Here is a 23,804-nt window from a genome sequence, read left to right as displayed (position 1 = left end):
AATAAATCAGAAAACCCGGGCGCGAACGCCCGGGTTTTTTTGTTTTCGAGTGGCAGGCTCTTAGCCTTTCGAAAACTCTGGATAAGCTTCCATACCCAGTTCTGCCATGTCGAGGCCGTTGATCTCGTCTTCTTCGCTGACGCGGATGCCGACCGTCGCCTTCAGAATTGTCCACAGGATCAACGCGCCAACAAATGTGAACACACCATAAGCTACGATACCGGTCAGCTGTGTGATCAGGTTTGCTTCGCCGTAGAAGATCACGGCAATGGTGCCCCAGATGCCTGCGAACAGGTGAACCGGGATGGCACCGACAACGTCGTCGATCTTGAACTTGTCCAGCATCGGAACCGCGAAGACCACGATGATGCCGCCAACTGCGCCGATCCACAGCGCTCCGAACAGGGTCGGGGCAAGCGGTTCTGCAGTGATCGAGACCAGACCGGCCAGCGCGCCGTTCAGCACCATAGTCAGGTCAGGTTTCTTGTACAGCACCTGCGTCATGACCAGGGCTGCGATAGCACCAGATGCGGCGGCCATGTTGGTGTTGGCGAAGATGCGCGACACGTCGGATACGTCACCTACGGTGCCCATCGCCAGTTGCGATCCGCCGTTGAAACCGAACCAACCCAGCCACAGGATGAACGTTCCCAGAGTTGCCAGCGCAAGATTGGAACCGGGCATAGGGTGGACTTTGCCGTCCTTATACTTGCCAATACGCGGGCCAAGGATCAGGCAGCCCGCCAGAGCGGCCCAGCCGCCGACCGAATGCACAACTGTCGAACCGGCGAAGTCGGAAAAGCCCATGGCATCCAGCCAGCCGCCGCCCCATTTCCACGACCCCGAGATCGGGTAGAGGATACCAGTCAGCACGATGACGAAGACCAGGAAAGGCCACAGCTTTATGCGCTCGGCCACGGCACCGGACACGATGGACGCGGTTGCCGCCACAAAGACCAGCTGAAAGAAGAAATCCGAGCCGATAGACGCGTAGTCTAACGCCGCGTCTGCGGGCGCAACACCCACGGCATCAAGTACGGTCGGACCGCCAAGGGCAAAGAAACCATTAAAGTCGCCCGGATACATCGTGTTGAAGCCGACCAGCCAGTACATGATCGCGGCAATAGAAAACAGCGCGATGTTCTTGATCATCTGCATGGCGACGTTCTTGGAACGCACCAGACCGCCCTCGAGCATGGCAAATCCTGCAGCCATGAAGAAGACAAGGAAGCCTGCCATAAGAAACAGCAGGGTCGTAAAAATATACTGGGTGTGCAGCGCAGCTTCGCCCTCGGCGGCCTCTTGCGCCAGACCCATCTGCGGCAGCACGATAAGCGCGGCGGCTGGGATGAGAGATTTCATCAGGTTCATGTGACTTCCTCGAATGTATGTGAGTGGCGGCGCTTACAGCGCCTCTTCGTTCGTTTCCCCGGTCCGCACGCGCAGCGCCTGCTCGACATCAAGGACGAAAATCTTGCCGTCACCGATCTTGCCGGTCTTGGCGGTTTTGGTGATTGTCTCGACGATTTGGTCGGCCATCGTGGCGGGCACCACGATTTCAAGCTTGATCTTGGGCACGAAATTCACCGCGTATTCGGCGCCACGATAGATTTCGGTGTGGCCCGATTGCGAGCCGAAGCCCTTGATCTCGGTCACCATCATGCCGCGCACGCCGGCCTCGGTCAGTGCCTCGCGCACCTCCTCCAGCTTGAACGGCTTGATTGTCGCAATGATCAGTTTCACGTCTGTCCCCTCTTCCTGTCCGGCGGAACCGGTTTGTTTGCACCTGCAGAAAGAGAGCGTGACTGACCGCAGTAAGAAACGGTCAGGGTGGGAGAACGCAGGGGAAAAGGGGGGTGAGGTGCACAATTTTTGCACAAAAAAACGTTGATGCCCAAAAATCAGGCAAACTATTGAGGCCGGTTAGCGGAATTTCATACCTCTACTTCGCGCCGGTGGCAGGGTATGGTGCCTCAAAATGATAACCGGGCAGAGTTTGAGCATGACTGAGTCCAGGCGTCGCAAGACATCGCTTGTTGCAGACAAAAGATACCCTTCAAAGGGGCGTAAACCCGCTGCAACAAAGCGGACGACAAAGCCCGCCGGCAAGAAGGCGACGGCGCGCAAGACGTCGACTCGCAAAACCGCCCGGAAGAAAACCCGCAAGACGTCCGGCGGTGGCGGCGGTTTCTTTCGACGTCTTTTCCGTTGGTTGTGGCGACTGATCTGGGGCGTGACCTGGCGTGTGGGCGCGGTGGCTGCCATGCTGTTGGCTTTGGCGGTTGGGGTTGTCTACTCCTCTCTGCCTGACGTCGATGCTTTGCTAGACGGTCGGGCGCGCGGGTCGGTGACCCTGTTGGATCGGGACGGCAAGGTCTTTGCCTGGCGTGGGGACCAATTTGGTGGGGTGATCACGGCCGATACCGTATCGCCCCATCTGAAGAACGCGGTCGTCGCGACCGAGGACAAGCGGTTCTATCGCCATTTCGGCGTCAGCCCGCGCGGTGTCGCAAGCGCTGTGCGCATCAACCTGAGCGAAGGGCGCGGACCGCTGTCGGGGCATGGTGGGTCGACCATCACGCAGCAGACGGCCAAGCTGTTGTGTCTGGGTGTGCCTTATGAGCCCAGTGAATGGGAATCCGAAGCTGCTTACGAGTCCGATTGCCGTCAAGGCTCGCTTTGGCGCAAGGCCAAAGAGGCGGTCTATGCGATGGCGATGGAGGTCAAGTATTCCAAGGACGAGATCCTGACCATCTATCTGAACCGGGCATTCCTGGGCGCGGGTGCGCGCGGGTTCGAGGCGGCAAGCCAACGCTATTTCGGGATTTCGGCGGCTGAGGTCAGCCCGTCGCAGGCTGCTATGCTGGCTGGTCTGCTGGTGGCACCGACGCGCTATGCACCGACGAATAACCTTCAACGTTCGCAGGATCGGGCGCGGCTGGTGGTTGGCCTGATGGAGGCACAGGGGTATCTGACCTCGGCACAAGCAAGCAGTGCACGCAGCAATCCCGCGCAACTGTCAGAAGCCGCTGCTGCGCGAGCGGGGGGCTATTTCGCCGATTGGGTGATGGCGAGTGGACCCGAGTTCTTTACGCGCAACACGACCGAAGACGTGGTAATCCGTACCACGCTGGATCAGCGTATCCAGAAATCAGCCGAAGAGGCGCTGCAATTCATCTTTCAGGAGAAGGTCCGCGAAGGTTCCAAGGCTCAGGCCGCGATCGTGGTGATGTCGGCGGATGGGGCTGTGCGCGGCATGGTTGGGGGGCGCAAGACCCGCGTGTCCGGTGCCTTCAACCGTGCCACGCAAGCGCTGCGGCAAACGGGGTCATCATTCAAACCCTTTGTTTATGCCACCGCGCTGGAACTGGGGTATTCACCGCTGGATACGGTCGTGGATGAACCTTACTGCGTGAATATTCCGGGGTCCGGTCAGTGGTGCCCCAAGAACTACACCAACAAGTTTTATGGGCGCGTCACGCTGGCGGACGCGCTAAAGAACTCGCTGAACATCCCTGCGGTGAAAGTGGCTGAGATTGCCGGGTTGGACAATGTCCGTACCGTGACCAGCGAGTTTGGCATCGATAGCGATCTGGCGCAGGGCCCCGCATTGGCGCTGGGCGCGTCGGAAAGCACGTTGATCGAGATGACGGGGGCCTATGCGGGCATCCTGAACGGTGGCTCGGCGGTGGAACCCTATGGTCTGACCGAATTGAAGCTGTTGGGCGATCAAACCCCGGTCATGGTGACGACAACGGGCATTGGTGAGCGGGTCATCAACGACAAAGCTGCCAAGCAGCTGACGTGGATGATGGAGCGTGTGGTGTCCGAAGGCACCGGTGCGCGTGCACAACTGCCCGGTTGGCAGGTGGCGGGTAAAACCGGCACGACGCAGGCTGCGCGGGATGCCTGGTTCATCGGCTTCACGGCAGATTACGTCACGGGCATCTGGATGGGGTATGACGACAACACCCCATTATCCGGTGTGACCGGAGGCGGATTGCCGGCTGAAATCTGGAAAGAAACCATGCTGCGCGTGACCGAAGGCATGACACCGACGCCGCTGCCGATGCTCGCCCCGGACCCACCGGTCAGAACAGCGCAACCGCAGCAGCAGCGCCGAAAGACCCAAACCGGGTTGGATCGGGCCATCAACAATCTGCTGAACAACATATTCGGTGGAAATTAAAAAAAAGGCGGTGCGCTGGGCACCGCCTTTTGAATTGAATGAGCGCCTGATCAGAGGCTGTCGTCAAGGGCGGCCAAAATCGCATCACCCATTTCCGTGGTCGAAACCGGCGTGACGCCTTCATCTGCCAGCAGGTCGCCCGTGCGAACACCGTCGGCCAGCACTTTCTCGATCGCTGTTTCAAGACGATCTGCTTCCTCAAGCTGATCAAAGCTGTAGCGCAGCGCCATGGCAAAGCTGAGGATACAGGCGATTGGGTTAGCTTTTCCCTGACCGGTGATATCCGGGGCCGAACCGTGGACCGGTTCGTACATCGCTTTGGGGCGACCATTCGCCATCGGGGCACCCAGGCTTGCCGACGGCAGCATACCCAGCGAGCCGGTTAGCATCGCCGCGCAATCCGACAGGATGTCGCCAAACAGGTTGTCTGTCAGGATGACGTCGAACTGCTTGGGCGCACGCACCAACTGCATCGCGCCATTGTCGGCATACATATGGCTCAGCTCGACCTCGGGGTAATCCTTGGCCACACGGTTCACAACTTCGCGCCACAGGATGCCCGATTCCATGACGTTGGCCTTCTCCATCGAGCAGACCTTTTTGTTCCGGCGCATTGCCAGCTCAAATGCCGAGCGCGCGGCGCGCTCGATCTCAGATTCGGTATAGCGCTGGGTGTTGATGCCAACACGCTCATTGCCTTCCTCGAAGATGCCCCGCGGCTCACCGAAATAGACGCCCGAGGTCAACTCGCGCACGATCATGATATCGAGACCGGCAACGATGTCTTTCTTCAGCGACGAGAAATCGGCCAACGCGTCAAAGCACTGTGCCGGGCGCAGGTTGGAATACAGGTCCATCTCTTTGCGCAGGCGCAGCAAGCCGCGCTCGGGCTTCAGTGAAAAGTCTAGATCGTCATATTTCGGGCCGCCAACGGCACCCAGAAGAACCGCGTCGACCTCTTGCGCTTTGGCCATGGTCTCGTCCGACAGGGGCTTGCCATGCGCGTCGTAGGCTGCACCGCCGACCAGATCCTCGCTCACGTCGAATTCCAGGCCGCGTTTCGCACCAAACCAGTCGATGACTCTGCGCACTTCGGCCATGACTTCGGGGCCAATTCCGTCTCCGGGCAGGATGAGGAGCGAGGGGTTGGACATGAAGGATCTCCTTGCGTTTTACAGCACAGGCCCTAGCGCCTGTGCGGCATCGGGTCAATGAGACGATCCCGCCTGACGGCAAGGAAAATACAGGTTTGTTTCCGTTAGCGTCTGAAAATTGCGTCAGGTCTGCTTTGCAGGCCAGATCATGGCGCAAAGTGCCGTATCAGCGAGGCAGTGTCAGGTCGACCCAGATCAGCCGATGACGGCTGGCGCGTTCGGCGGTTTTGCGTTCTTCAGTGCCTGCGGCGGGCCAGTGCACCCCGGATTCCAACACTTGCCATTGGGCGGATGGCAAGACGTAATCGACCCGCATTGGACCAACCGTTTTCCAGACCACCGTGGTTAAGTCGCCTGAGGGGTCTTCGGGTGAAGGGTCCTGAAGGCGGGGGTCGTTCAAAAACTCTTGGATCGCCTCTTTACGTCCATCACCCCGCACTGGGTCCAGATTGGCGTCACCCGCGATAACAAACAGACGACCGGGTTTGCGCCCGACTTCCCCGTCCATGACTGCGGACCAAAGGCGAATTTCATCCCGGTTTCGCAGGCCGTTGCGATCCTCGGGTCCGTCAAACACGGGGGGTGAGGCATGAAAAGTCATCAAATCCAGCTGCCCCGCCGGAGTTTCAATGGGCACAATCCAATGCGCCACGGATGAGAGCCGCTGGACGTTCTGCGCCGGTTCTGACGGGTAGGGGCCTGCGTCATGTTGGGGCAGTTCAGCGCCGGGCAGTTCCAGCCATAGCACGTTGGACAGGTCCTGAACCTGATCCGAAGTGATGGGGTAACGAGACATCACGGCCAGCCCACCTTGTCCGGTGAAGCGACCCCAACCCTGCGCGTCGCCGGGGCCGTGGGTTCGACCATCTCCGTCCAGATCAAGATCCGTTTCCAGGCCGGAATTTGGTTGGGCTGTGAAAGTGTAGGGATAGTCCAATCCGGCCTCGCGCAGCCGATTTGCCAGTGCCGCCAGCGCCAGCCCCTCAAAATCCCAATCGATCCCCTGCAAAGCAATGATATCGGGGCGGGTTTCCGCCAGAACCGCAGCAACCGCCATCACCTGATCATCACCGCGGCGAATATCGCGCAACAGCAACCCCGGGCCATCGCGGCTGAGCTCTGTGTTGAAGGTGGCAATACGGATCGTCTCTGCCTGCGCCATAACGGGCAACAGCAGCAAGATCAGGATGCGGATCATGCGGTCTGGGTAGACTCGGCTGTGGAATAAGCGCGCCGTTTTTCGACGATCAAATTGGCGATGCGCAGGGTCGCCATGCCACGCATGATCATGCTGGCGGGCAGGAAAGCCCAAGCGCTGAGCGTCCAGATCAGAGTCTGAGGATTGCTCAGAGAGATCGGATCTGCATAGTCAGTCAGCAGTTTGATCAGGGCCGGGATCAGGAACGGCAACAGAATACCGATGCAAATATTCAGCCGTCCGTCGCGCTGCAGGCGCGTTACCACATCACCGCCTTTGGTGGGGTCGAACAGCGGAAGGTTGGTCCAGACATTGAAGGCGCCGTTTCCGGTCGGCCAGCCGCGCACTTTCACCGCGTAGGCAAAGCTGGCGATCGTCACCAAAGCAGCGACATACGCGACGCTGGCAGAAATACGGACAAGTTCGATCAAGGGTGCGCTTGCATCAGTCGGCAGCATTAGGATGATCAGCCGTACTGGCGAATAGGGAAAGTCGACCACATTTGCGACGCCCAAGCCAAAGGAATAGAAGGTCGTCGTCAGGCCTGTCGGCGTATACGCATTTTTGCAGATCAACGTCAGGAAGGTGACCATCGACATCAGCCCGACAAAGCGCAAACGGTTCACAGGCGGCGCGTCGCGGAACTCGATAAAGCTGGGAAAGGCAGAGTTGTATTCAGCGAATGTCAGGAAAAACGCGAGAATGGCGAGAAAGACGACAATCTCGGTCCCATTCGTAGACGTTACTGGCAGGTACAACGCAGGTGTCAGCACCAGTAGTGCGACCAAAACTCCCCGAATCGCCGCCCCTGTTGTGCGCGCAATCACTATCCAAACCCTTTCAAAACGGATTGACCGTTTCTATTTCTTTGACGGCTTTGTCCCATCTTGCATCCGACATTTTTTGCCGGAGACCACCATTACCGCCAACATTGACGATAAGCGACAATCCGCTCAAGCCAAGGCGTAGAAAACATGTGATTTTGGGCAAAATGATGGCAAAACTGGTGCACCTTTGCATCATCCGTGCCGCAAATTAGGCGTGTATTGGAGGGTGGCCGCTACATGTTGTGATTGCCAGGACTTCAACCCCAAGAACGCGAAAGGGGCCGCCTAGGCGACCCCGATAGGTTGAGTATCCTCAGATTCGCTGCTGGAATCACACCCAGGGGCGGGCCTGGCTTGCGTGATCTTCGAATTTGTCGATGTGATGATCTTTCTCCATCGTCAGGCCGATATCGTCCAAACCATTCAGCAAGCAGTGCTTGCGATGTGGGTCGACACTGAACTCGATCACAACGCCATCTGAGGTGGTGATCTGCTGATCTTCCAGATGCACGGTCATGCGAGCGTTTTCGCCTTTGTGGGCATCTTCCATCAGGATCGCGTGGTGCTCTTCCTCGACCACGATGGGCAGAATTCCGTTCTTGAAGCAGTTGTTGAAGAAGATGTCAGCAAAGCTGGTCGAGATCACAACCTTGATGCCGAAATCCTTGATCGCCCATGGCGCGTGCTCACGAGATGAGCCGCAGCCAAAATTGTCGCCCGCGACCAGAATTTCGGTCTGACGATAGGCGGGTTTGTTCAGAACGAACTCTTCGTTTTCGCCCCCGTCATCATGATAACGCATCTCATCAAACAGCACGACGCCAAGGCCGGACCGTTTGATGGTTTTCAGGTGCACTTTCGGAATGATCATATCGGTGTCGATATTGATCAGCGGCATTGGGGCGGCCACCCCGTGGACTTTGTCAAACTTTTCCATGTCTACACTCCTGCAGGAGAGGGCCGCGCCCATATCCCGCGTTTAAGCTTCTTTCGCTTCTGTTGTTGCGTCGTTGGGTGCGTTCCGGATGAAGAACGCCATGAAGACCAATCCGAACCCGTTGAACAGCATCTCAATGCCCAGGAAGATGCCCAGAATACTCAGCAGCACCTGAGGATCGCTTCCCACATAAGTCCAGATGATACCGGCAAGGACGATCGACAAGATGCCCGAGATCATCGTGGGCCAGAAAAACTGTGTTCCTTTCATCTGGAACGACAGAATGACCCGCGCGATGCCGCCTGCCATGAACAGGATCAGCATAACGGTTGCCAGTGTTAGGGTTCCCTGCAGCGGGTGATCCAGAAAGGACCAGCCCAGAAACAGCATCACCGCACCCATGATGAGTGACAGAATTTTGTTGCCGGTACCTTCAACCGTAAAGCCGCCAACAACTTGCAGCGCGCCCGAGACCAGCAGCAACACACCGGTTACCACCGTCACGGCGACAGACGCCACAACTGGCGCGCCCAGTACAAAGATACCGAACGCTATGGACAGAAGCCCCAGCAGGAGCCATTTGACCCAGTCACTCATGTTTTCAATCCCTCAAATATCTAGATGTGATGGGACCTTACATCAATTCACGGACGTCTGTCAGCCGTCCTGTGATTGCCGCAGCGGCAGCCATTGCAGGGCTCAGCAAATGGGTACGTCCGCCCCGGCCCTGACGGCCTTCGAAGTTGCGGTTTGAGGTCGCTGCACAGCGTTCGCCCGGCTGCAACTGGTCCGGATTCATCGCCAGACACATTGAACATCCCGCCAGACGCCATTCGAAACCGGCGTCCTTGAAAATCTCGGCCAGACCTTCTTCTTCGGCCTGCGCCCGAACCAGACCCGAACCTGGCACGACCATGGCACGCATGCCGTCCTTGACCTTTTTGCCCTTCAGGATCTCGGCCGCGGCGCGCAGGTCTTCGATGCGGCCATTGGTGCAGGATCCGATGAAAACGGTGTCAATCTCGACGTCGCTCAGCTTTTGACCGGCTTCCAGACCCATGTACTCGATCGAGCGGCGGGCTGCATCGACCTTGCCACCTTCAAAATCTTCGGGGTTCGGTACAGTTGCGGTGATCGGCAGTACGTCCTCGGGGCTGGTGCCCCAGGTCACGACAGGCGCGATATCTTCGCCGCGCAGGGTTATGACCTTGTCAAAATGCGCGTCATCGTCGGTAAACAGCGTTTTCCACCATGTCAGAGCGGCTTCCCACTGGGCACCTTTCGGCGCGTGGGGACGGCCTTTGACATATTCATAGGTGGTCTCGTCTGGCGCGATCAGGCCGGCGCGGGCGCCGCCTTCGATCGCCATGTTGCAGACGGTCATGCGACCTTCCATCGACAGATCGCGGATCGCTTCGCCGCAATATTCGATAACATAGCCGGTTCCGCCGGCAGTACCGGTCTCACCGATCACAGCCAGAGTGATGTCCTTGGCGGTCACACCGGGCTGCAATTTGCCGGTGATTTCCACCTTCATGTTCTTGGACTTCTTCTGGATCAGGGTTTGCGTGGCCAGAACATGTTCAACCTCGGACGTGCCGATGCCGTGGGCCAAAGCACCAAACGCGCCGTGAGTGGCCGTGTGGCTGTCGCCACATACAACTGTCATGCCAGGCAGGGTCCAGCCCTGTTCGGGGCCGACGATGTGCACGATGCCCTGACGAACGTCATTCACCGGGTAATAGTGAATGCCGAAATCCTTCGCGTTCTTGTCCAGCGCTTCGACCTGAATACGCGATTCGGGGTTTTCGATCCCGTTCACCCGATCCGCAGTGGTCGGAACGTTGTGATCCGGCACGGCGATGGTCTTTTCCGGCGCGCGTACTGGACGACCCGCCATGCGAAGCCCTTCAAAGGCTTGCGGACTGGTGACTTCGTGCACCAGATGGCGATCGATATAAAGCAGGCAGGTGCCATCATCGGCTTCGTGCGCGACATGGGCATCCCAGATCTTGTCATAGAGTGTTTTGGGGGACATCGGTCCTCTCCCGTATGTAATGAGAAATAGCTGGCGAGTGGCTGGGCGCCGCTTATAGGCGGGCCAGAACCGTGCGGGCGGCCCCAAAGAACCGTTCACGCAGGCGCGTGCGGTCTTGCAGTGTCGGAGCAGGGGCCAAATAGACTCTCATGCGCCTCAGATATATCGCGTGTGCCCGTCAATCAAGGTTCAATCCGGCCTCGGGCTTGCATCACCCCGAGTTGCTGTCCAAGCTGCTGTTCAGGAGACCTGTATGAACCAAGACCTGATCCCCAGCTCGCTGTCGGAACTCTATGAAAACATGGTCGCGGGGTTTTCCGTGCAGTTCGGCAAACTTGTTGATCTGATCGTCACACCGGGTTGGCGGCGGCACCAGTTGATAATCATCCTCGCCCTGTGGGCTTTGGCATATGTGCTCAAACTGGTTACGCAAAACCGATGGGAGGCCTGGGCACGTGCCCGCACCGGCTGGCCCAAATGGCGGCTGCGCACTCTGGTTCAATTGATGCAGCGCCTAACGCTGGTCTATTTCGTTTTGTTGTCCTGGACGCTGTACCTGTTCATGCAGAATGTGACCTGGCCGTCGCACAGTTACATTATCGGCGTGATCGCGACATTGGCCGCCGCTTGGCTGGCGATCGCGCTGGTGGCGCGACTTGTCCGCAACCGTACGCTGCGGCGGATCTTTAAATGGGCAATGTGGGTCTATGCAACGCTGGTTGCGCTGAATCTGACCGATGATGTGGCCGAGTTTCTGGACGGCGTAGCGATCTCCATCGGTGATTTGCACATCTCGGCACTGGGAATTCTCAAGGCCGCATTGCTGATCGGCGTGCTGCTGACGTTGGCCCGCATCGGGACCCGCACGGCCGAGCGGGGATTGCAGAGGAACGACGACATCACGCCTTCGATGCAGGTTCTGTTGGCCAAAGGCATTCAAGTTCTGCTGTACGGAGCTGTCTTTATGGCGGCCATCCGCACGCTTGGGTTTGATCTGACTGGCATCGCGCTGTTGTCAGGCGCGATCGGCGTGGGCATCGGTTTTGGTCTTCAAAAGGTTGTGTCGAACCTGATTTCCGGGATCATCATCCTGATGGACCGCTCGATCAAACCGGGCGACGTGATCTCGTTGGGTGACACATTCGGATGGATCAATGCGCTGGGCGCGCGCTATGTATCAGTGGTCACCCGAGATGGGCGTGAATACCTGATCCCGAACGAGGATCTGATCACCAATCAGGTCGTGAACTGGTCGCATTCGGACAAATATGTGCGGTTGGATCTGGATTTCGGCACCAGCTATGACGACGATCCGCACCTGGTGCGCGCAACCGCGATCCGGGCAGTTAAATCGGTGAAACGTGTTCTCAGCGGCGGTTCACATGAGCCGGTCTGCCATATAACCGGGTTCGGCGACAGCAGCGTGGACTATGTGCTGCGGTTCTGGATCAGCGATCCGACCAAGGGGCTTACCAATATTCGGGGCAATGTTTACCTCGCCCTCTGGGACGCCTTCAAGGCCGAGGGGATATCGATTCCTTTCCCCCAGCGCGAGGTTCGGCTGCTGCCCGACGGCGCAGACTCGCAACAGATCGCCAAAGAGTGAGCACCCGTGCGGACGCAAAAGCGCCCGTTCATTGAAATGTTGCATTCCCCTTGTTACCTTATTAGTACCCCTGCGCCGGGGTTTGGCGGCGCGCAACAAAGGAGGACTATGTCCTGTCTCTACATACACAGGCGGGTTTGCCCGCCGATGACGGGGCCAATGTAATGGCCCACTCTCAGTCAATCAGCGACAAGCTGCTTGAGCGTATCCTTTCCTCACTTTCCGATGACAAGGCCGAAGATGTCGTGCAGATCAACCTGCAAGGCAAGTCGTCTGTCGCGGATCACATGGTCATTGCGTCCGGGCGTTCGACACGTCAGGTCTCGGCCATGGCCGAAAAGCTGACGGATCGCATCAAGCAGGAATTCGGTTTCACCTCGAAGGTCGAAGGCAAGGATGCCGGCGACTGGGTGCTGATCGATACGGGCGACGTGATCGTCCATATCTTCCGCCCCGAAGTGCGTGAATTCTATCAGCTGGAAAAGATGTGGCTGCCTCAGGGCGGCAGCGCCTCGGCCAACTGAGGCGCTATCCCGGCCTGCATTAACAGGCCGGAGGCGAGAGAAATATGCGTATAAGCATTTGTGCGGTCGGGCGATTGCGTGCCGGACCGGAGAAGTCCCTGCTTGACGATTATCTGACCAGATTTGACCGGACCGGCCGTAGCCTGAGCCTTGGTCCTGCACAGGTGATCGAAGTTGAGGACAAAAAAAACGCAGGGATGGGGGCCGAGGCCGCGTTGCTGCGCAAGGCCCTGCCCAAAGGTGCGGTGATCTGCACACTGGATGAACGTGGGCGGGTGATGTCCTCGCCTGATTTTGCAAAAAAACTGGGTGGCTGGCGCGATGCCGGGCGGCAGGATCTGGCATTGATCATTGGCGGTGCGGACGGAATAGACCCTGATCTGCGGGCCGAGGCCGATTTTTCCATCTCATTCGGGTCGATGGTCTGGCCGCATATGCTGGTCCGTGTGATGCTGGCCGAGCAACTTTACCGGGCCGCGACCATCCTGTCGGGCGGTCCCTATCACCGGGTCTGACATGGCGCAGCTTTTGATCGTCTACCATTCGCGCACCGGCGGCGCCCGTCAAATGGCCCAAGCCGCCGCGGCAGGAGCGCGGGACGAAGCGGAAACGGTTCTGAAAACTGCAGATCAGGCGACCCCTGAGGATTTGCTGGCCGCGGATGGGTTTATCTTCTGCGCGCCCGAGAATCTGGCTGCGATTTCAGGTTTAATGAAAGAGTTCTTTGATCGCTGCTACTACCCTGTTCTGGGCAAGATCGAAGGACGGCCCTATGCCCAGATGATCTGTGCCGGGTCTGATGGCGAGAATGCGGCCCGCCAAACCGCGCGGATTGCCACTGGGTGGCGCTTGAAAGAGGTTCAGTCGCCGCTGATCATCTGCACCCATGCGCAAACGCCCGAAGCTATTCTGGCCGAAAAGACCATCCCGCAAAACCAACTGGATGAGTGCCGTGATATTGGGGCTGCGTTGGGTGCGGGTCTGGCGCTGGGTGTGTTCTGAAGATCAGTTCAGTGTGACCAACGTCGTCTCGTCACCCCAGCCATCGACACTGCACCGCGCCTGAATCTGAACCTGAGACACGCCATCTGGAATCGCCACCCCGGATAGTGAGCGTGTAAAGGGCTGCTCATTCTCATGCGGGTGATGCAATACGCGCATACCCAGTTCATTGCCGTCCATGTCCAGAACACGCCAGCCATCGGCATAGTGATCCCACCCGGTATCGGGATGGCGGATCGTCACGTCGAATCGCCACGTGTCGCCGCTTTGGCTGGCCGCCACGTTTTCAAGCATAGAAGGGTCGGCAAGCGCTGGGCTGGCGAGAAAAAGGCTGAGAATCAAATACCGCATGAGGCGATCCTAGGCTGTGTCCGTCGGCTTCGCGATCACGAATCCGTGTCGCGCGGTTGGGACAGCAGGACCAGCCGGGAATGCGACGCAAACTCGCGCCGGTATAGGACACCAAATGTGATCGCCGTGCCCAGCATCAGCGCCACGGGGCCAAGTATCCAAGCAACGGATGCCAGGGCAAAATAAGTCACGCGCAAACCGCGGTTAAAGCTGCGCGCCGCGGTGACGCAGATCTCGGCCGCTTGTGCTGCGCGCGGATAGGCTTGTGGGTCCGACGGTTCATTGGGCACCGAGGCCATCAGAACCGCGCAATAGCCAAACAACCGGTGCGCCCACACATATTTCAGGAATGCATTGGCCAGAAGCAGGATGATGATCAGGATCTTGATCTCCCACACCATGGCCGGTGCGCTACCGATGGCCAGATCATTGGCGACGCCGGCAAGACTTTCGGTATTGCCCAGCAGGGCCAATCCGCCCCCGATGGCGATCATCGTGGTCGAGGCAAAAAATGTGCTGCCCTGCCGCATCGCCGCGACCACCTGCGCGTCAAACATTCGGGGTTGCCGGGTGACCATTTCCCGCATCCATTCTCGACGATAGTCATCCATCATCACTGTGACGGAATGCTTGTTGGGTGACGGGTTTTCGATCCGCCATCCGATCCACAGCCAAGTGATCAGCAACACGGCAATGGCCGCATAATCCAGCGGTGAAAACAGTTGTGCGCGATCAATCCAAGTCATGCTGCGACCTTAGGGCCAGACATGAGAACTTGCCAGATGGGGAAATTGGTAATATTATTTTACCAAATAGAGGATCAGCCATGGAAATGCCAACGCCAAACCCTGACATTCTGCGCCGCAAGACCGTGGTTCTACAACGTTTGTTGCAAGTGTTGCCCGAGGACGCGGTGATTCACGAACCGTCCGAGACTCGTGCTTATGAATGTGACGCGCTGACGGCATATCGGTGCCCTCCGATGCTGGCGGTTCTGCCGTCGACCACGCAAGAGGTCTCGGACGTATTACGCATCTGTAATGAAGAAGGTGTTCCTGTGGTTCCGCGCGGTTCGGGTACGTCATTGGCCGGTGGCGCCTTGCCAACGGCGGATTGCGTCATCCTTGGCGTCGCCCGGATGAATGAGGTGCTGGAGGTCGATTATGACAACCGTTTCATTCGCGTTCAATCAGGCCGCACCAACCTGAGTGTGACTGGAGCGGTCGAGGAAGACGACTTCTTTTATGCGCCGGATCCGTCCTCACAGCTTGCCTGTGCCATTGCCGGGAACATCGCGATGAACTCAGGCGGGGCGCATTGTCTGAAATACGGCGTGACCACGAACAACCTGTTGGGCGTAAAGATGGTGCTGATGGATGGCAGCGTGGTCGAGATTGGCGGCGCGCACCTGGACTCTGGCGGCTTGGACCTGTTGGGAGTCATCTGCGGGTCAGAAGGGCAGTTGGGCGTGGTGACCGAAGCCACATTGCGGATATTGCGAAAACCCGAAGGTGCACGACCCGTGCTCATGGGATTTGATGACAACGAAGTTGCCGGGCAATGCGTCTCGGACATTATCAAGTCGGGCATCCTGCCGGTTGCAATCGAATTCATGGATACCCTGTGCATTAAGGCCTGCGAAAACTTCGCCCATGCAGGCTACCCCGACTGCACCGCTTTGCTGATTGTCGAGGTCGAAGGGTCCGAGGCCGAGATGGACTATCAATTGTCAAAAATCATCGACATCGCCAAGCGCCATAACCCGGTGGAGCTGCGCGAAAGCCAATCGGCTGAGGAAAGCGCGAAAATCTGGCTGGGGCGCAAGTCGGCCTTTGGTGCGATGGGGCAGTTGAACGACTACATGTGCCTGGACGGCACGATCCCGGTATCGTCCTTGCCGGAAGTGCTGCGCCGGATTGGTGAAATGAGCGAAGAATACGGCCTGCCGGTCGGCAACGTGTTTCATGCAGGCGATGGCAACATGCACCCGTTGATCCTGTTTGATGCCAACAAGCCGGGTGATCTGGAGAAATGTGAGGCGTTCGGAGCCGATATCCTGAAGCTTTGCGTTGATGTGGGTGGCTGCCTGACAGGTGAGCACGGGGTTGGGATCGAAAAGCGCGATCTGATGCACCATCAATACGCGCCTGCGGACCTTGAGGCGCAGATGGCCGTAAAGGATGTGTTCGATCCAAAGTGGTTGCTGAACCCCGCCAAGGTTTTTCCGTTGAATGCGTCTGAATCCCGACGCATCGCGCAGATTGCCGCTGAATAATCGGCTCTAACAAAGAAGAATTGTCATGAAACCAAAGACAGAAGCCGAACTGGCCGAGTTGGTGGCCGGGCTGAACGAACCGGTCCGCATCAAGGGAGGCGGTACGCGCGGTGTTGCGGGACAAGATGCGGTGATTGAAACAAGCGGAATAACCGGCATCACACTTTACGAACCCGGTGCGCTAACGCTGGTGGCGAAAGCCGGCACGCCGGTGACAGAGATCGAGGCCGCATTAGATGCAGAAGGTCAGCAATTGGCTTTTGAGCCTATGGATCATCGGGGACTGTTGGGGACCAGCGGCATTCCGACCATAGGCGGTGTCGTGGCGGCCAACATATCAGGGCCACGGCGGATACAGGCAGGGGCATGTCGTGATTTCCTTTTGGGCGTGCGCTATGTCGATGGCATGGGGCAGGTCGTCAAGAATGGCGGCCGGGTCATGAAGAACGTCACCGGCTATGATCTGGTCAAGCTGATGGCGGGATCCTGGGGCACTTTGGGTGTTTTGACCGAAGTGTCGTTGAAAGTACTACCCAAGCCCGAAATCTCGGCTACGCTGTCCGTTCAGGTGCCCGATGTGACCACGGCAGTTGCAGCGCTGTCCGCCGCATTGAAATCCCCTTTTGACGTCAGCGGAGCGGCGTACGACCCGGATATGGGAAGCGCCTTACTGCGCCTCGAAGGATTTGCGGGTTCGGTGACATACCGATCAGATCAACTGAAATCCCTACTGTCTGTTTTCGGCGAGGTTGCCGAACTTGAGCATCCTGGCACATTGTGGGCCGACCTGCGTGATGCAGCCGGTTTCCACGAACAAAGCGGTGATGTCTGGCGCATTTCGGTCAAACCCTCGGATGCGCCGGACATCGTTGCGCGCATCCGGGCAGATCGGACGTTGTTTGATTGGGGTGGCGGGTTGATCTGGGCCTTGGTGCCGGTTGGAACTGATCTGCGGGCGCAATTAGGCGCGTTTAACGGTCACGCAAATATCGTGCGGGCAGGACAGGATACACTTGCCGAACTGGGGCGTTTTCAACCGGAGGCGCATGGTATTGCGGCTCTAACCAAGGGTATTCGTCAAAGATTCGACCCCCGCGGTTTGTTTAATCCGGGGTTGATGGGGTAAGCCGATGCAGACGACGTTCACCGAAAAGCAGTTGCAAGATCCCGCGATCCAAAGATCAAATGAAATCCTGCGAAACTGCGTCCATTGTGGGTTTTGCACAGCCACATGCCCGACATATCAGGTGCTGGGGGACGAGTTGGATAGTCCACGGGGGCGCATTTACCTGATCAAGGACATGCTGGAAAACGAGCGTGTGCCGGATGAGAAAACGGTCAAGCATATCGACCGCTGCCTGTCTTGCCTGGCCTGTATGACCACATGCCCATCGGGGGTGCACTATATGCATCTGGTCGACCACGCGCGGGAATACATCGAAGAGAACTACAAACGCCCCTTCTCGGATCGTGCGCTGCGTTGGGTGTTGGCTCAGATCCTGCCTTATCCGATGCGGTTCCGCTGGGCTTTGATCGGGGCGAAGCTCGGGCGGCCATTCCGCTTTCTGATGCCTGATGCCCGGTTGCGTGCCATGCTGGACATGGCACCCAAACATATCCCGCCCGTTAGTCGCAATGACGACCCGCAGAGATTTCCGGCTAAAGGACCGCAGAGCAAGCGCGTTGCGCTGATGACGGGTTGTGCGCAAAAAGCTTTGAATACAGACATTAACGACGCAACTATTCGACTTTTGACGAGGATGGGATGCGAAGTCGTCGTGGCCGAAGGGGCAGGGTGCTGCGGCGCCCTGACCCATCACATGGGCAAGACTCGCGAAAGTCATGAGGCCGCAAAAGCCAATATCAGGGCCTGGACCGCAGAAATGAACGGCGACGGGCTGGACGCCATCGTCATCAACACCTCGGGCTGCGGTACGACGGTGAAGGATTATGGCCATATGTTTCGCAATGATCCCATGGCCGAAGACGCGGCGCGGGCGTCGTCGATTGCAATGGATATCAGCGAACTGCTGATCCAGCTGGAGCTGCCACAGGGCGAAGACAAGGGCCTGACCGTTGCATATCATGCAGCGTGTTCTCTGCAGCACGGTCAAAAGATCAAAGCTCATCCCAAAACTCTGCTGAAACAGGCTGGTTTCGCCGTGTTAGAGCCTGCAGATAGCCACCTGTGCTGCGGCAGCGCAGGGACTTACAACCTGATGCAGCCCGAGATTTCGGGCAAGCTGAAGGACCGCAAGGTCACAACGCTGGAAGCCAAAAAGCCGGACGTGATCGCGGCAGGCAATATCGGATGCATGATGCAGATCGGCTCTGGCACGAACATTCCCGTGCTGCACACGGTCGAGCTTTTGGATTGGGCAACCGGCGGGCCGGTGCCGCGGGCCTTGCGTGAACCAGCCAAATCTGAGGTTCCGGTCCTTAGATAGACCATGCTGATGCAACTGCGCACCACTCGCCACGTTAAACGGACGCGGGCGTCATCGCCCTATTTTTGCCGCACCGGAGACGTAGGAAAATACGTCAACAGCAAAGCCGGAGTGCCGTTTGCGAAACTGGATCACAGCATTGGCACTGGCTTTGACGCCATTGTCCGCCGCAGCCCAGGATACCGGGTTGAAAAGCCTGGACACCACCGATGCGGGGCGCGCGTGGATGGCGGTCGGGCGCCTGGATATCAAGGACGGCGCCGGGTTTTGTACCGGGACACTGATTTCTCCGACCCAGGTTTTGACGGCTGCCCATTGTCTGTTCGATAAGGTAACTGGTCAGCGGATCGACCTGGCAGAGGTCGAGTTTCTGGCCGCCTGGCGTCTTGGACGTGCATCGGCCTATCGGGCCGCACGTCGCGCTGTTGTTCACCCAGACTACGAATACAGCACCGAGGCAACGGCCTCGCGGCTGTACAATGACATCGCGCTGATCGAGCTGTGGCAACCGATCCGCAATACGAGCGTAATTCCGTTCGAGACCGGAAACCGTCCGGCCCGAGGTGCCGAAGTGGGGGTCGTGTCCTACGCGCAGGATCGGGCCGAGGCTCCCTCGTTGCAAGAAGTGTGCTCGGTCATGACGCGCACATCCAACGTTTTGGTGTTGTCCTGTGACGTCGAGTTCGGGTCGTCGGGCGCACCGGTCTTTTCCTTTGAAGGGGACCGGCCGCGCATCGTTTCGGTCGTCGCAGCCAAGGCCGAATTCAACGGGCAGCGCGTGGCCGTCGGCACCGCGGTCGAAGATTCATTGGAACTGCTGCAGGCAGAATTGTCGGCTGGCCGCGGATTTGGCGTATCTTCCTCCCAAGGAGGGACACGCCGCAATATTGGAGCAAGGTTCATAAAACCATGAGTCGCTTTTTTCTGAATTTTCTTTTGTTTCTTTCAATTTCCGCCTCTGCAACTTACGCCCAGACCGCCAAGCGCAAACTGACGGACCGCGATGACCTTTACGGGTGGGAGGCGGTTGGACGTCTGGACATCGGCGATGACGGGTTTTGCACAGGCACCCTGATTGCGCAGGATCTGGTTTTGACCGCTGCGCACTGTGCGTTGGACAAGGCTAGCGGCAAAACCTACGAGCCGGGAAAGGTGACTTTTCGCGCTGGTTTGAGCCATGGTGAGGCGCTGGCAGATCGCAAAGTCATGCAGATTGCCGTGAACCCGGAATATGTCAGCAATGCCCCGCTGTCACCGAATAATGTCCGCGCCGATGTTGCGCTGATGCGTTTGGAACAGCCGATCCCTTATTCTATCGCCAATCCGTTTGCCTTGCACACGGGGCGCGTTGCCGGAACCGAGGTCAGCTTAGCCTCATACGGGCGCGGCCGGTCCGAGGCGATCACGCGGGAAAGGTCCTGCCGTATCCTGGGTCGCCAGCAAGGGTTGATCACCTTCAACTGCGACATCACTTTTGGCTCGTCCGGTTCGGCATTGCTGGCCAGAAATGGCCCGCGCTGGCAGATCCTGTCAGTTGTCTCAGCAATCGGAACCTACGGGGGCCGCGTGGCCGGCTACGGGATGGAACTGTCTGGAATTGTTGCCGAACTCAAGGCGGACTTGCGGCGCGATGCCCCGCGCCCCCAGGCAACGATCCGCCGGCTGCAAGTCGGATCCGACAAGTCGAATTCCGGCGCGAAATTCATCAGCTCGGGCGGGGGTTGAACTCGATCAAAATGCTACCCATGTGAACTGTGTCGGGTCGCCACGAACGGGGCCCGTATCAACCAGATGCCCGTCCGAACGGAGGGCAGAACACAGATCGCTCTGATATGAGGATATGACACATGCGTAGTTTTGATTTTGCACCCCTGCACCGCGCCACCGTTGGTTTCGACCAGATCGCCGATATGATGGATCGCGTGCTGACCAATGATGTGGCTCAGCCGAGCTACCCGCCTTACAACATCGAAAAAACCGATGCCGACACGTATCGCATCTCGGTTGCAGTCGCCGGTTTTTCGGAAAATGACCTGTCGGTCGAAGTGAAAGAAAACGCCCTTATCGTTGCTGGCAAAAAAGCCGCCGAGGACAAAGAGCGCAGCTATCTGCATCGTGGCATCGCCACCCGCGCGTTCGAACGCCGTTTTGCGCTGGCCGATCACGTGCGTGTCACCGGTGCCAACCACGAAGACGGCATGCTGAACATCGACCTGAAGCGCGAAGTGCCTGAGGCCCTGAAACCGCGCCGGATCGAGATTTCTTCGGCCAATGCCATTGAAAAGGACGTGGTCGACGCCAAAGCCGTGAACTAAGGCGACGGCAATACGCCGCGATAATCGTTCCTCTCTGGATTATCGCACCATACGCCCCGCGTTCCTCCAGACGCGGGGCGTTGTTTTTGTAAGACCGGGATGTCTGCTCTGCGGACAAAGCCGACCTTGCGGAAAAGTGACGGAATCCTTGAAAAAGCTTGCTTCCGCTGGGATGGTGTCTCCGACAGAATTTTCTGAGGAATTGAAAATGCATTTCCCCAAACTTGCGGCGGTTTCGTCGATTGTTCTTGCAATAACCAGTTCGCAAGCGCTCGCCCAGGATAGGGGCCCGATACTGTTCACAAACGTCAACGTGTTTGATGGTGTGAATGAGGAAATGATTGAAAATGCCAATGTCGTTGTAACCGACAATCTGATCACAGATGTGTCCTCAGAACCCCTCGCCGTCGCCAATGGTATCGTCATCGATGGCGGCGGGCGCACGTTGATGCCGGGCCTGATCGACGTACACTGGCACACGCTTTACTGTTGCAATCCGCAGAGTGTGGTTGTGACCGGCGATATTCTTGAGGTCGCGGTGCGTGGTGCCATCGGGTCCGAAGGCACGTTAATGCGCGGCTTTACAACGGTGCGCGACGTTGGCGGCAATTCATTTGCCATAAAACGGATGATTGACGCAGGCGAGATCAAAGGCCCCCGTATCCTGCCGTCCGGCCCACCCGTAACACAAACCGGCGGCCACTTTGACTATCGCCCCTACCAAGCGGTTCCGACGAACGGCGCGGATTCGCAATGGTACTGGTACAGCGTTGGTTTGATGGCGCAGGCTGATGGTGTTCCGGAAGTGGTCAAGCGCGCGCGTGAAATCATGCGCATGGGCGCAAGCCAGCTTAAGATTTCCACCGGTGGCGGGGTGTCATCCACTTATGACCCTCTGGATGTACGCCAATACACCAAGGCCGAAATCGAGGCTTTCGTAGAGGTGGCCGACACCTACAACACCTATGTTGCATCTCATGTCTTCACGGACGAGGCAGTGGAAATTGCCGTTGCCGCAGGCGTTAAGTCCATCGAGCATGGCTTTTTGATGAGCCGCGAAACGATGGAACTGATGCGCGACAATGAAGTTTGGTTGTCAGTGCAGCCCCTGCTGGATGACGAGGATGGCTTTTCTTTCGACGACCCTGTTAGCCAGCAGAAATGGATCGACGTCACCAACGGTACAGATTTCACTTACAAAACGGCGAAAGAAGTTGGCGTGAAAGTCGCTTTCGGCACCGACATCCTGTTCGATCCCAAACTGGCCGAACGTCAAGGCGCGTTCCTTGCCAAATTGCAGCGCTGGTACACGCCATACGAGGTGCTGAAAATGGCGACTTCAACCAATGCTGAACTGCTCAAACTCTCCGGCCCGCGCCACCCTTATCAACAAGGTGACTTGGGTGTGATCGCAAAGGGCGCTTATGCAGATTTGATCCTGGTGGACGGCAATCCGCTGCAAGATATCGACCTGATCGCAGACCCGCATGAGAATTTCGATCTGATCATGAAAGACGGCAAAGTCTACAAGAACACGCTGGACTAAGTTCCAGATGAAGTCCTTTGCTCAAAGCCAATTTTGTAACAACTGCTTTGGGCTCAGTGCAGTCGCCGGATGCGATGCAGCACTACCGAGGTAGCCTCACAAATCCTGTGGAGCTTGCGGCCCGTAAGAGACATCGGCCGATCCGCTGGACGCCGCGATGCAGCTTCCCCGAAGCGGACATCGGCTACCGAATGCAGAAACTGATCTGGAAAGAAAGCCGCACTGCGGACGAAGATGACGTCGCCTCTTTTCCGGCCTATCCTATTTGCATTGAGTTCTTTCGGGACAGGTGGATGACCCATGCAAGATGTAAGAATTGAGAACTGTGAGGAGCTGCCAGCTAAGGGCGAGCTCAATAAGATCCTATCGCAGTATTATGAACTCATCGTCCAAAGGATGCGGGCCATAGGCTTCGATATTGATCCTGCGGCACCCCAAAGTGCGCTCGCTGAATTCTGGGAAAACTCGGATGACTATCTGCCTCCGAAGGGATGTCTGGTTGTTGCAAGGTCTGAAGCCGGTGAGATTGTCGGCTGCGGAATGATGAAGTGTCTCGGGCCAGATACCGGCGAGCTCAAAAGAGTTTTTGTTACCGAACAAGCCAGAGGAATGGGCACTGGCCGTGCATTGATTGAGGCGCGTGAGAATGCTGCGCGCAATATGGGTCTCAAAAGGCTGATTGCGGACACGCTCACACCCAATATAGAAATGAGAAACTTGTATCCCAAGCTAGGATTTGTAGAGTTGGACGGTCCGATAGAAACGACAACGTACAAGGATCAACCCACGTTACGCCCACATCTGCACTATTTCGCCAAAGATATTTGAGACAAATGCAGCCGCAGTCAAATTTGGCTGGCATAGGTAACAGGCGCTCGCGGCCCTTACCGGACCTTGGTTCCTTTATCGCGATGCCGCGTTGCGGCCCGTCATTCCAGACATTCGCCGCAGGCGCAAAGCCAACGACTCGTCGAACTCATAGATTGCGCAATTAAATTTGAGTTCGCTAACGGTTCAGAGCCAATTTGAACGGTCGAATGAAAACCATCGGCGGGGCCTGGCTGCAGGGCCAGGTTCATAGCCTTAACGATTGTGTTGGCCATCGTCGAAATGCGGTTCGGGTTTATGATTGTCTTTTCTTGGCCAGAACCAGGGAAACAGAAGTTCTGTTGCCCCTGGAAGCGAGGAGATACGTCGAGACATTGGTAGGGTTCCATTTGTAATTGATATGGATCGACCCTGCTCACCTCATCTCTAACCAACCACTGACATGATACGGATTACCCGTAAGTCATCCGTAAGTCTCTTGGCACAATAGACCTCAACAGGCATGTTAAATCACGAAGTCCTCCAACGTTTGTGGGTCTGTATGCCAGTTCAACCTTCTCTGTTTGC

General features: G+C 57.5%; 24 protein-coding genes. 13 read left to right on the top strand and 11 right to left on the bottom strand.

The features are described from left to right. Positions 1 to 60: 60 nt before the first annotated feature. The gene (locus AC2FFP_RS20985; RefSeq protein WP_496881472.1) at positions 61 to 1,371 is read right to left on the bottom strand and encodes an ammonium transporter; all 1,311 of its coding nucleotides are present in this window, start codon (positions 1,369 to 1,371) and stop codon (positions 61 to 63) included. A gap of 33 nt (positions 1,372 to 1,404) precedes the next feature. Then, positions 1,405 to 1,743: a P-II family nitrogen regulator gene (locus AC2FFP_RS20980; protein ID WP_058273036.1), complete on the bottom strand. Its 339-nt coding sequence runs from the start codon at positions 1,741 to 1,743 to the stop codon at positions 1,405 to 1,407. Positions 1,744 to 2,002: 259 nt separating this feature from the next. Between AC2FFP_RS20980 and AC2FFP_RS20975 the strand changes: the two genes are divergently transcribed. After that, the gene (locus AC2FFP_RS20975) at positions 2,003 to 4,189 is read left to right on the top strand and encodes a transglycosylase domain-containing protein (protein WP_496769566.1); all 2,187 of its coding nucleotides are present in this window, start codon (positions 2,003 to 2,005) and stop codon (positions 4,187 to 4,189) included. Positions 4,190 to 4,239: 50 nt separating this feature from the next. Here the strand turns inward: AC2FFP_RS20975 and leuB are convergent, their stop codons facing one another. The 7 genes from leuB to AC2FFP_RS20940 all read right to left on the bottom strand — a co-directional run bounded on the left by leuB (position 4,240) and on the right by AC2FFP_RS20940 (position 10,494). Then, positions 4,240 to 5,343, bottom strand: coding sequence for a 3-isopropylmalate dehydrogenase (gene leuB, locus AC2FFP_RS20970; RefSeq protein WP_496769567.1), 1,104 nt, complete (start codon positions 5,341 to 5,343; stop codon positions 4,240 to 4,242). A gap of 166 nt (positions 5,344 to 5,509) precedes the next feature. Continuing rightward, positions 5,510 to 6,541, bottom strand: coding sequence for an endonuclease/exonuclease/phosphatase family protein (locus AC2FFP_RS20965; RefSeq protein ID WP_496769569.1), 1,032 nt, complete (start codon positions 6,539 to 6,541; stop codon positions 5,510 to 5,512). Then, positions 6,538 to 7,368: a hypothetical protein gene (locus AC2FFP_RS20960; protein ID WP_496726728.1), complete on the bottom strand. Its 831-nt coding sequence runs from the start codon at positions 7,366 to 7,368 to the stop codon at positions 6,538 to 6,540. The genes AC2FFP_RS20965 and AC2FFP_RS20960 overlap by 4 nt, the downstream gene beginning before the upstream one ends. 331 nt (positions 7,369 to 7,699) lie before the next feature. Continuing rightward, positions 7,700 to 8,305 (bottom strand): 3-isopropylmalate dehydratase small subunit, encoded by a 606-nt coding sequence (leuD, locus tag AC2FFP_RS20955; RefSeq protein ID WP_496726727.1) that lies wholly within the window; start codon positions 8,303 to 8,305, stop codon positions 7,700 to 7,702. A gap of 42 nt (positions 8,306 to 8,347) precedes the next feature. Beyond that, the gene (locus tag AC2FFP_RS20950; protein WP_496881471.1) at positions 8,348 to 8,902 is read right to left on the bottom strand and encodes an HdeD family acid-resistance protein; all 555 of its coding nucleotides are present in this window, start codon (positions 8,900 to 8,902) and stop codon (positions 8,348 to 8,350) included. Positions 8,903 to 8,939: 37 nt separating this feature from the next. Continuing rightward, positions 8,940 to 10,343, bottom strand: coding sequence for a 3-isopropylmalate dehydratase large subunit (gene leuC, locus AC2FFP_RS20945; protein WP_058276552.1), 1,404 nt, complete (start codon positions 10,341 to 10,343; stop codon positions 8,940 to 8,942). Positions 10,344 to 10,395: 52 nt separating this feature from the next. Then, positions 10,396 to 10,494 (bottom strand): isopropylmalate isomerase, encoded by a 99-nt coding sequence (locus AC2FFP_RS20940; protein WP_108861670.1) that lies wholly within the window; start codon positions 10,492 to 10,494, stop codon positions 10,396 to 10,398. Positions 10,495 to 10,596: 102 nt separating this feature from the next. Between AC2FFP_RS20940 and AC2FFP_RS20935 the strand changes: the two genes are divergently transcribed. The 4 genes from AC2FFP_RS20935 to AC2FFP_RS20920 all read left to right on the top strand — a co-directional run bounded on the left by AC2FFP_RS20935 (position 10,597) and on the right by AC2FFP_RS20920 (position 13,475). After that, a complete protein-coding gene (locus tag AC2FFP_RS20935) occupies positions 10,597 to 11,949 on the top strand; it encodes a mechanosensitive ion channel family protein (RefSeq protein ID WP_496881470.1) in 1,353 nt (450 codons plus the stop codon). 164 nt (positions 11,950 to 12,113) lie between these two features. After that, a complete protein-coding gene (gene rsfS / locus AC2FFP_RS20930; protein WP_058276550.1) occupies positions 12,114 to 12,473 on the top strand; it encodes a ribosome silencing factor in 360 nt (119 codons plus the stop codon). 44 nt (positions 12,474 to 12,517) lie between these two features. Then, positions 12,518 to 12,988 (top strand): 23S rRNA (pseudouridine(1915)-N(3))-methyltransferase RlmH, encoded by a 471-nt coding sequence (rlmH, locus tag AC2FFP_RS20925; RefSeq protein WP_496769573.1) that lies wholly within the window; start codon positions 12,518 to 12,520, stop codon positions 12,986 to 12,988. A gap of 1 nt (position 12,989) precedes the next feature. Continuing rightward, the gene (locus AC2FFP_RS20920; protein ID WP_282170872.1) at positions 12,990 to 13,475 is read left to right on the top strand and encodes a flavodoxin family protein; all 486 of its coding nucleotides are present in this window, start codon (positions 12,990 to 12,992) and stop codon (positions 13,473 to 13,475) included. A 3-nt stretch (positions 13,476 to 13,478) separates the two neighbouring features. Here the strand turns inward: AC2FFP_RS20920 and AC2FFP_RS20915 are convergent, their stop codons facing one another. Further along, the gene (locus AC2FFP_RS20915; protein ID WP_496726722.1) at positions 13,479 to 13,826 is read right to left on the bottom strand and encodes a hypothetical protein; all 348 of its coding nucleotides are present in this window, start codon (positions 13,824 to 13,826) and stop codon (positions 13,479 to 13,481) included. Between the two features lie 35 nt (positions 13,827 to 13,861). After that, positions 13,862 to 14,572: a DUF599 domain-containing protein gene (locus AC2FFP_RS20910; protein WP_496726721.1), complete on the bottom strand. Its 711-nt coding sequence runs from the start codon at positions 14,570 to 14,572 to the stop codon at positions 13,862 to 13,864. An 80-nt stretch (positions 14,573 to 14,652) separates the two neighbouring features. On the opposite strand from AC2FFP_RS20910, the gene AC2FFP_RS20905 reads away from it, so the two are divergent. The 8 genes from AC2FFP_RS20905 (at position 14,653) to AC2FFP_RS20870 (ending at position 23,237) form a co-directional block, all read left to right on the top strand. Further along, positions 14,653 to 16,101 (top strand): FAD-linked oxidase C-terminal domain-containing protein, encoded by a 1,449-nt coding sequence (locus tag AC2FFP_RS20905; RefSeq protein ID WP_496769575.1) that lies wholly within the window; start codon positions 14,653 to 14,655, stop codon positions 16,099 to 16,101. A gap of 25 nt (positions 16,102 to 16,126) precedes the next feature. After that, a complete protein-coding gene (locus AC2FFP_RS20900; RefSeq protein WP_496881469.1) occupies positions 16,127 to 17,227 on the top strand; it encodes an FAD-binding protein in 1,101 nt (366 codons plus the stop codon). Between the two features lie 4 nt (positions 17,228 to 17,231). Next, positions 17,232 to 18,548 (top strand): glycolate oxidase subunit GlcF, encoded by a 1,317-nt coding sequence (gene glcF / locus AC2FFP_RS20895; RefSeq protein ID WP_496881468.1) that lies wholly within the window; start codon positions 17,232 to 17,234, stop codon positions 18,546 to 18,548. 118 nt (positions 18,549 to 18,666) lie between these two features. Further along, positions 18,667 to 19,461, top strand: a complete 795-nt coding sequence (locus AC2FFP_RS20890; protein WP_496769581.1) for a trypsin-like serine peptidase — start codon at positions 18,667 to 18,669, stop codon at positions 19,459 to 19,461. Continuing rightward, the gene (locus AC2FFP_RS20885) at positions 19,458 to 20,273 is read left to right on the top strand and encodes a trypsin-like serine peptidase (RefSeq protein ID WP_496769583.1); all 816 of its coding nucleotides are present in this window, start codon (positions 19,458 to 19,460) and stop codon (positions 20,271 to 20,273) included. Before AC2FFP_RS20890 ends, AC2FFP_RS20885 begins: the two co-directional genes overlap by 4 nt. A 122-nt stretch (positions 20,274 to 20,395) precedes the next feature. Beyond that, positions 20,396 to 20,863, top strand: coding sequence for an Hsp20 family protein (locus tag AC2FFP_RS20880; RefSeq protein ID WP_496769585.1), 468 nt, complete (start codon positions 20,396 to 20,398; stop codon positions 20,861 to 20,863). Between the two features lie 208 nt (positions 20,864 to 21,071). Further along, positions 21,072 to 22,409: a metal-dependent hydrolase family protein gene (locus AC2FFP_RS20875; protein WP_496770119.1), complete on the top strand. Its 1,338-nt coding sequence runs from the start codon at positions 21,072 to 21,074 to the stop codon at positions 22,407 to 22,409. Between the two features lie 300 nt (positions 22,410 to 22,709). Then, on the top strand, positions 22,710 to 23,237 hold the full coding sequence (locus AC2FFP_RS20870) for a GNAT family N-acetyltransferase (protein ID WP_496737850.1): 528 nt from the start codon (positions 22,710 to 22,712) through the stop codon (positions 23,235 to 23,237). Positions 23,238 to 23,804 lie beyond the last annotated feature (567 nt).

This window comes from Ruegeria sp. YTSC004 (genome assembly GCF_059609805.1).
This window is presented reverse-complemented; position numbering and strand designations above follow the sequence as displayed.

Excerpts from the sequence above, each read along its gene's own strand:
- AC2FFP_RS20985 (WP_496881472.1), bottom strand. The coding sequence starts at position 1,371 with ATGAACCTGATGAAATCTCTCATCCCAGCCGCCGCGCTTATCGTGCTG.
- AC2FFP_RS20975 (WP_496769566.1), top strand. The coding sequence starts at position 2,003 with ATGACTGAGTCCAGGCGTCGCAAGACATCGCTTGTTGCAGACAAAAGA.
- leuB (WP_496769567.1), bottom strand. The coding sequence starts at position 5,343 with ATGTCCAACCCCTCGCTCCTCATCCTGCCCGGAGACGGAATTGGCCCC.
- AC2FFP_RS20965 (WP_496769569.1), bottom strand. The coding sequence starts at position 6,541 with ATGATCCGCATCCTGATCTTGCTGCTGTTGCCCGTTATGGCGCAGGCA.
- leuD (WP_496726727.1), bottom strand. The coding sequence starts at position 8,305 with ATGGAAAAGTTTGACAAAGTCCACGGGGTGGCCGCCCCAATGCCGCTG.
- AC2FFP_RS20950 (WP_496881471.1), bottom strand. The coding sequence starts at position 8,902 with ATGAGTGACTGGGTCAAATGGCTCCTGCTGGGGCTTCTGTCCATAGCG.
- leuC (WP_058276552.1), bottom strand. The coding sequence starts at position 10,343 with ATGTCCCCCAAAACACTCTATGACAAGATCTGGGATGCCCATGTCGCG.
- AC2FFP_RS20940 (WP_108861670.1), bottom strand. The coding sequence starts at position 10,494 with ATGAGAGTCTATTTGGCCCCTGCTCCGACACTGCAAGACCGCACGCGC.
- AC2FFP_RS20935 (WP_496881470.1), top strand. The coding sequence starts at position 10,597 with ATGAACCAAGACCTGATCCCCAGCTCGCTGTCGGAACTCTATGAAAAC.
- rsfS (WP_058276550.1), top strand. The coding sequence starts at position 12,114 with ATGGCCCACTCTCAGTCAATCAGCGACAAGCTGCTTGAGCGTATCCTT.
- rlmH (WP_496769573.1), top strand. The coding sequence starts at position 12,518 with ATGCGTATAAGCATTTGTGCGGTCGGGCGATTGCGTGCCGGACCGGAG.
- AC2FFP_RS20920 (WP_282170872.1), top strand. The coding sequence starts at position 12,990 with ATGGCGCAGCTTTTGATCGTCTACCATTCGCGCACCGGCGGCGCCCGT.
- AC2FFP_RS20915 (WP_496726722.1), bottom strand. The coding sequence starts at position 13,826 with ATGCGGTATTTGATTCTCAGCCTTTTTCTCGCCAGCCCAGCGCTTGCC.
- AC2FFP_RS20910 (WP_496726721.1), bottom strand. The coding sequence starts at position 14,572 with ATGACTTGGATTGATCGCGCACAACTGTTTTCACCGCTGGATTATGCG.
- AC2FFP_RS20905 (WP_496769575.1), top strand. The coding sequence starts at position 14,653 with ATGGAAATGCCAACGCCAAACCCTGACATTCTGCGCCGCAAGACCGTG.
- AC2FFP_RS20900 (WP_496881469.1), top strand. The coding sequence starts at position 16,127 with ATGAAACCAAAGACAGAAGCCGAACTGGCCGAGTTGGTGGCCGGGCTG.
- glcF (WP_496881468.1), top strand. The coding sequence starts at position 17,232 with ATGCAGACGACGTTCACCGAAAAGCAGTTGCAAGATCCCGCGATCCAA.
- AC2FFP_RS20885 (WP_496769583.1), top strand. The coding sequence starts at position 19,458 with ATGAGTCGCTTTTTTCTGAATTTTCTTTTGTTTCTTTCAATTTCCGCC.
- AC2FFP_RS20880 (WP_496769585.1), top strand. The coding sequence starts at position 20,396 with ATGCGTAGTTTTGATTTTGCACCCCTGCACCGCGCCACCGTTGGTTTC.
- AC2FFP_RS20875 (WP_496770119.1), top strand. The coding sequence starts at position 21,072 with ATGCATTTCCCCAAACTTGCGGCGGTTTCGTCGATTGTTCTTGCAATA.
- AC2FFP_RS20870 (WP_496737850.1), top strand. The coding sequence starts at position 22,710 with ATGCAAGATGTAAGAATTGAGAACTGTGAGGAGCTGCCAGCTAAGGGC.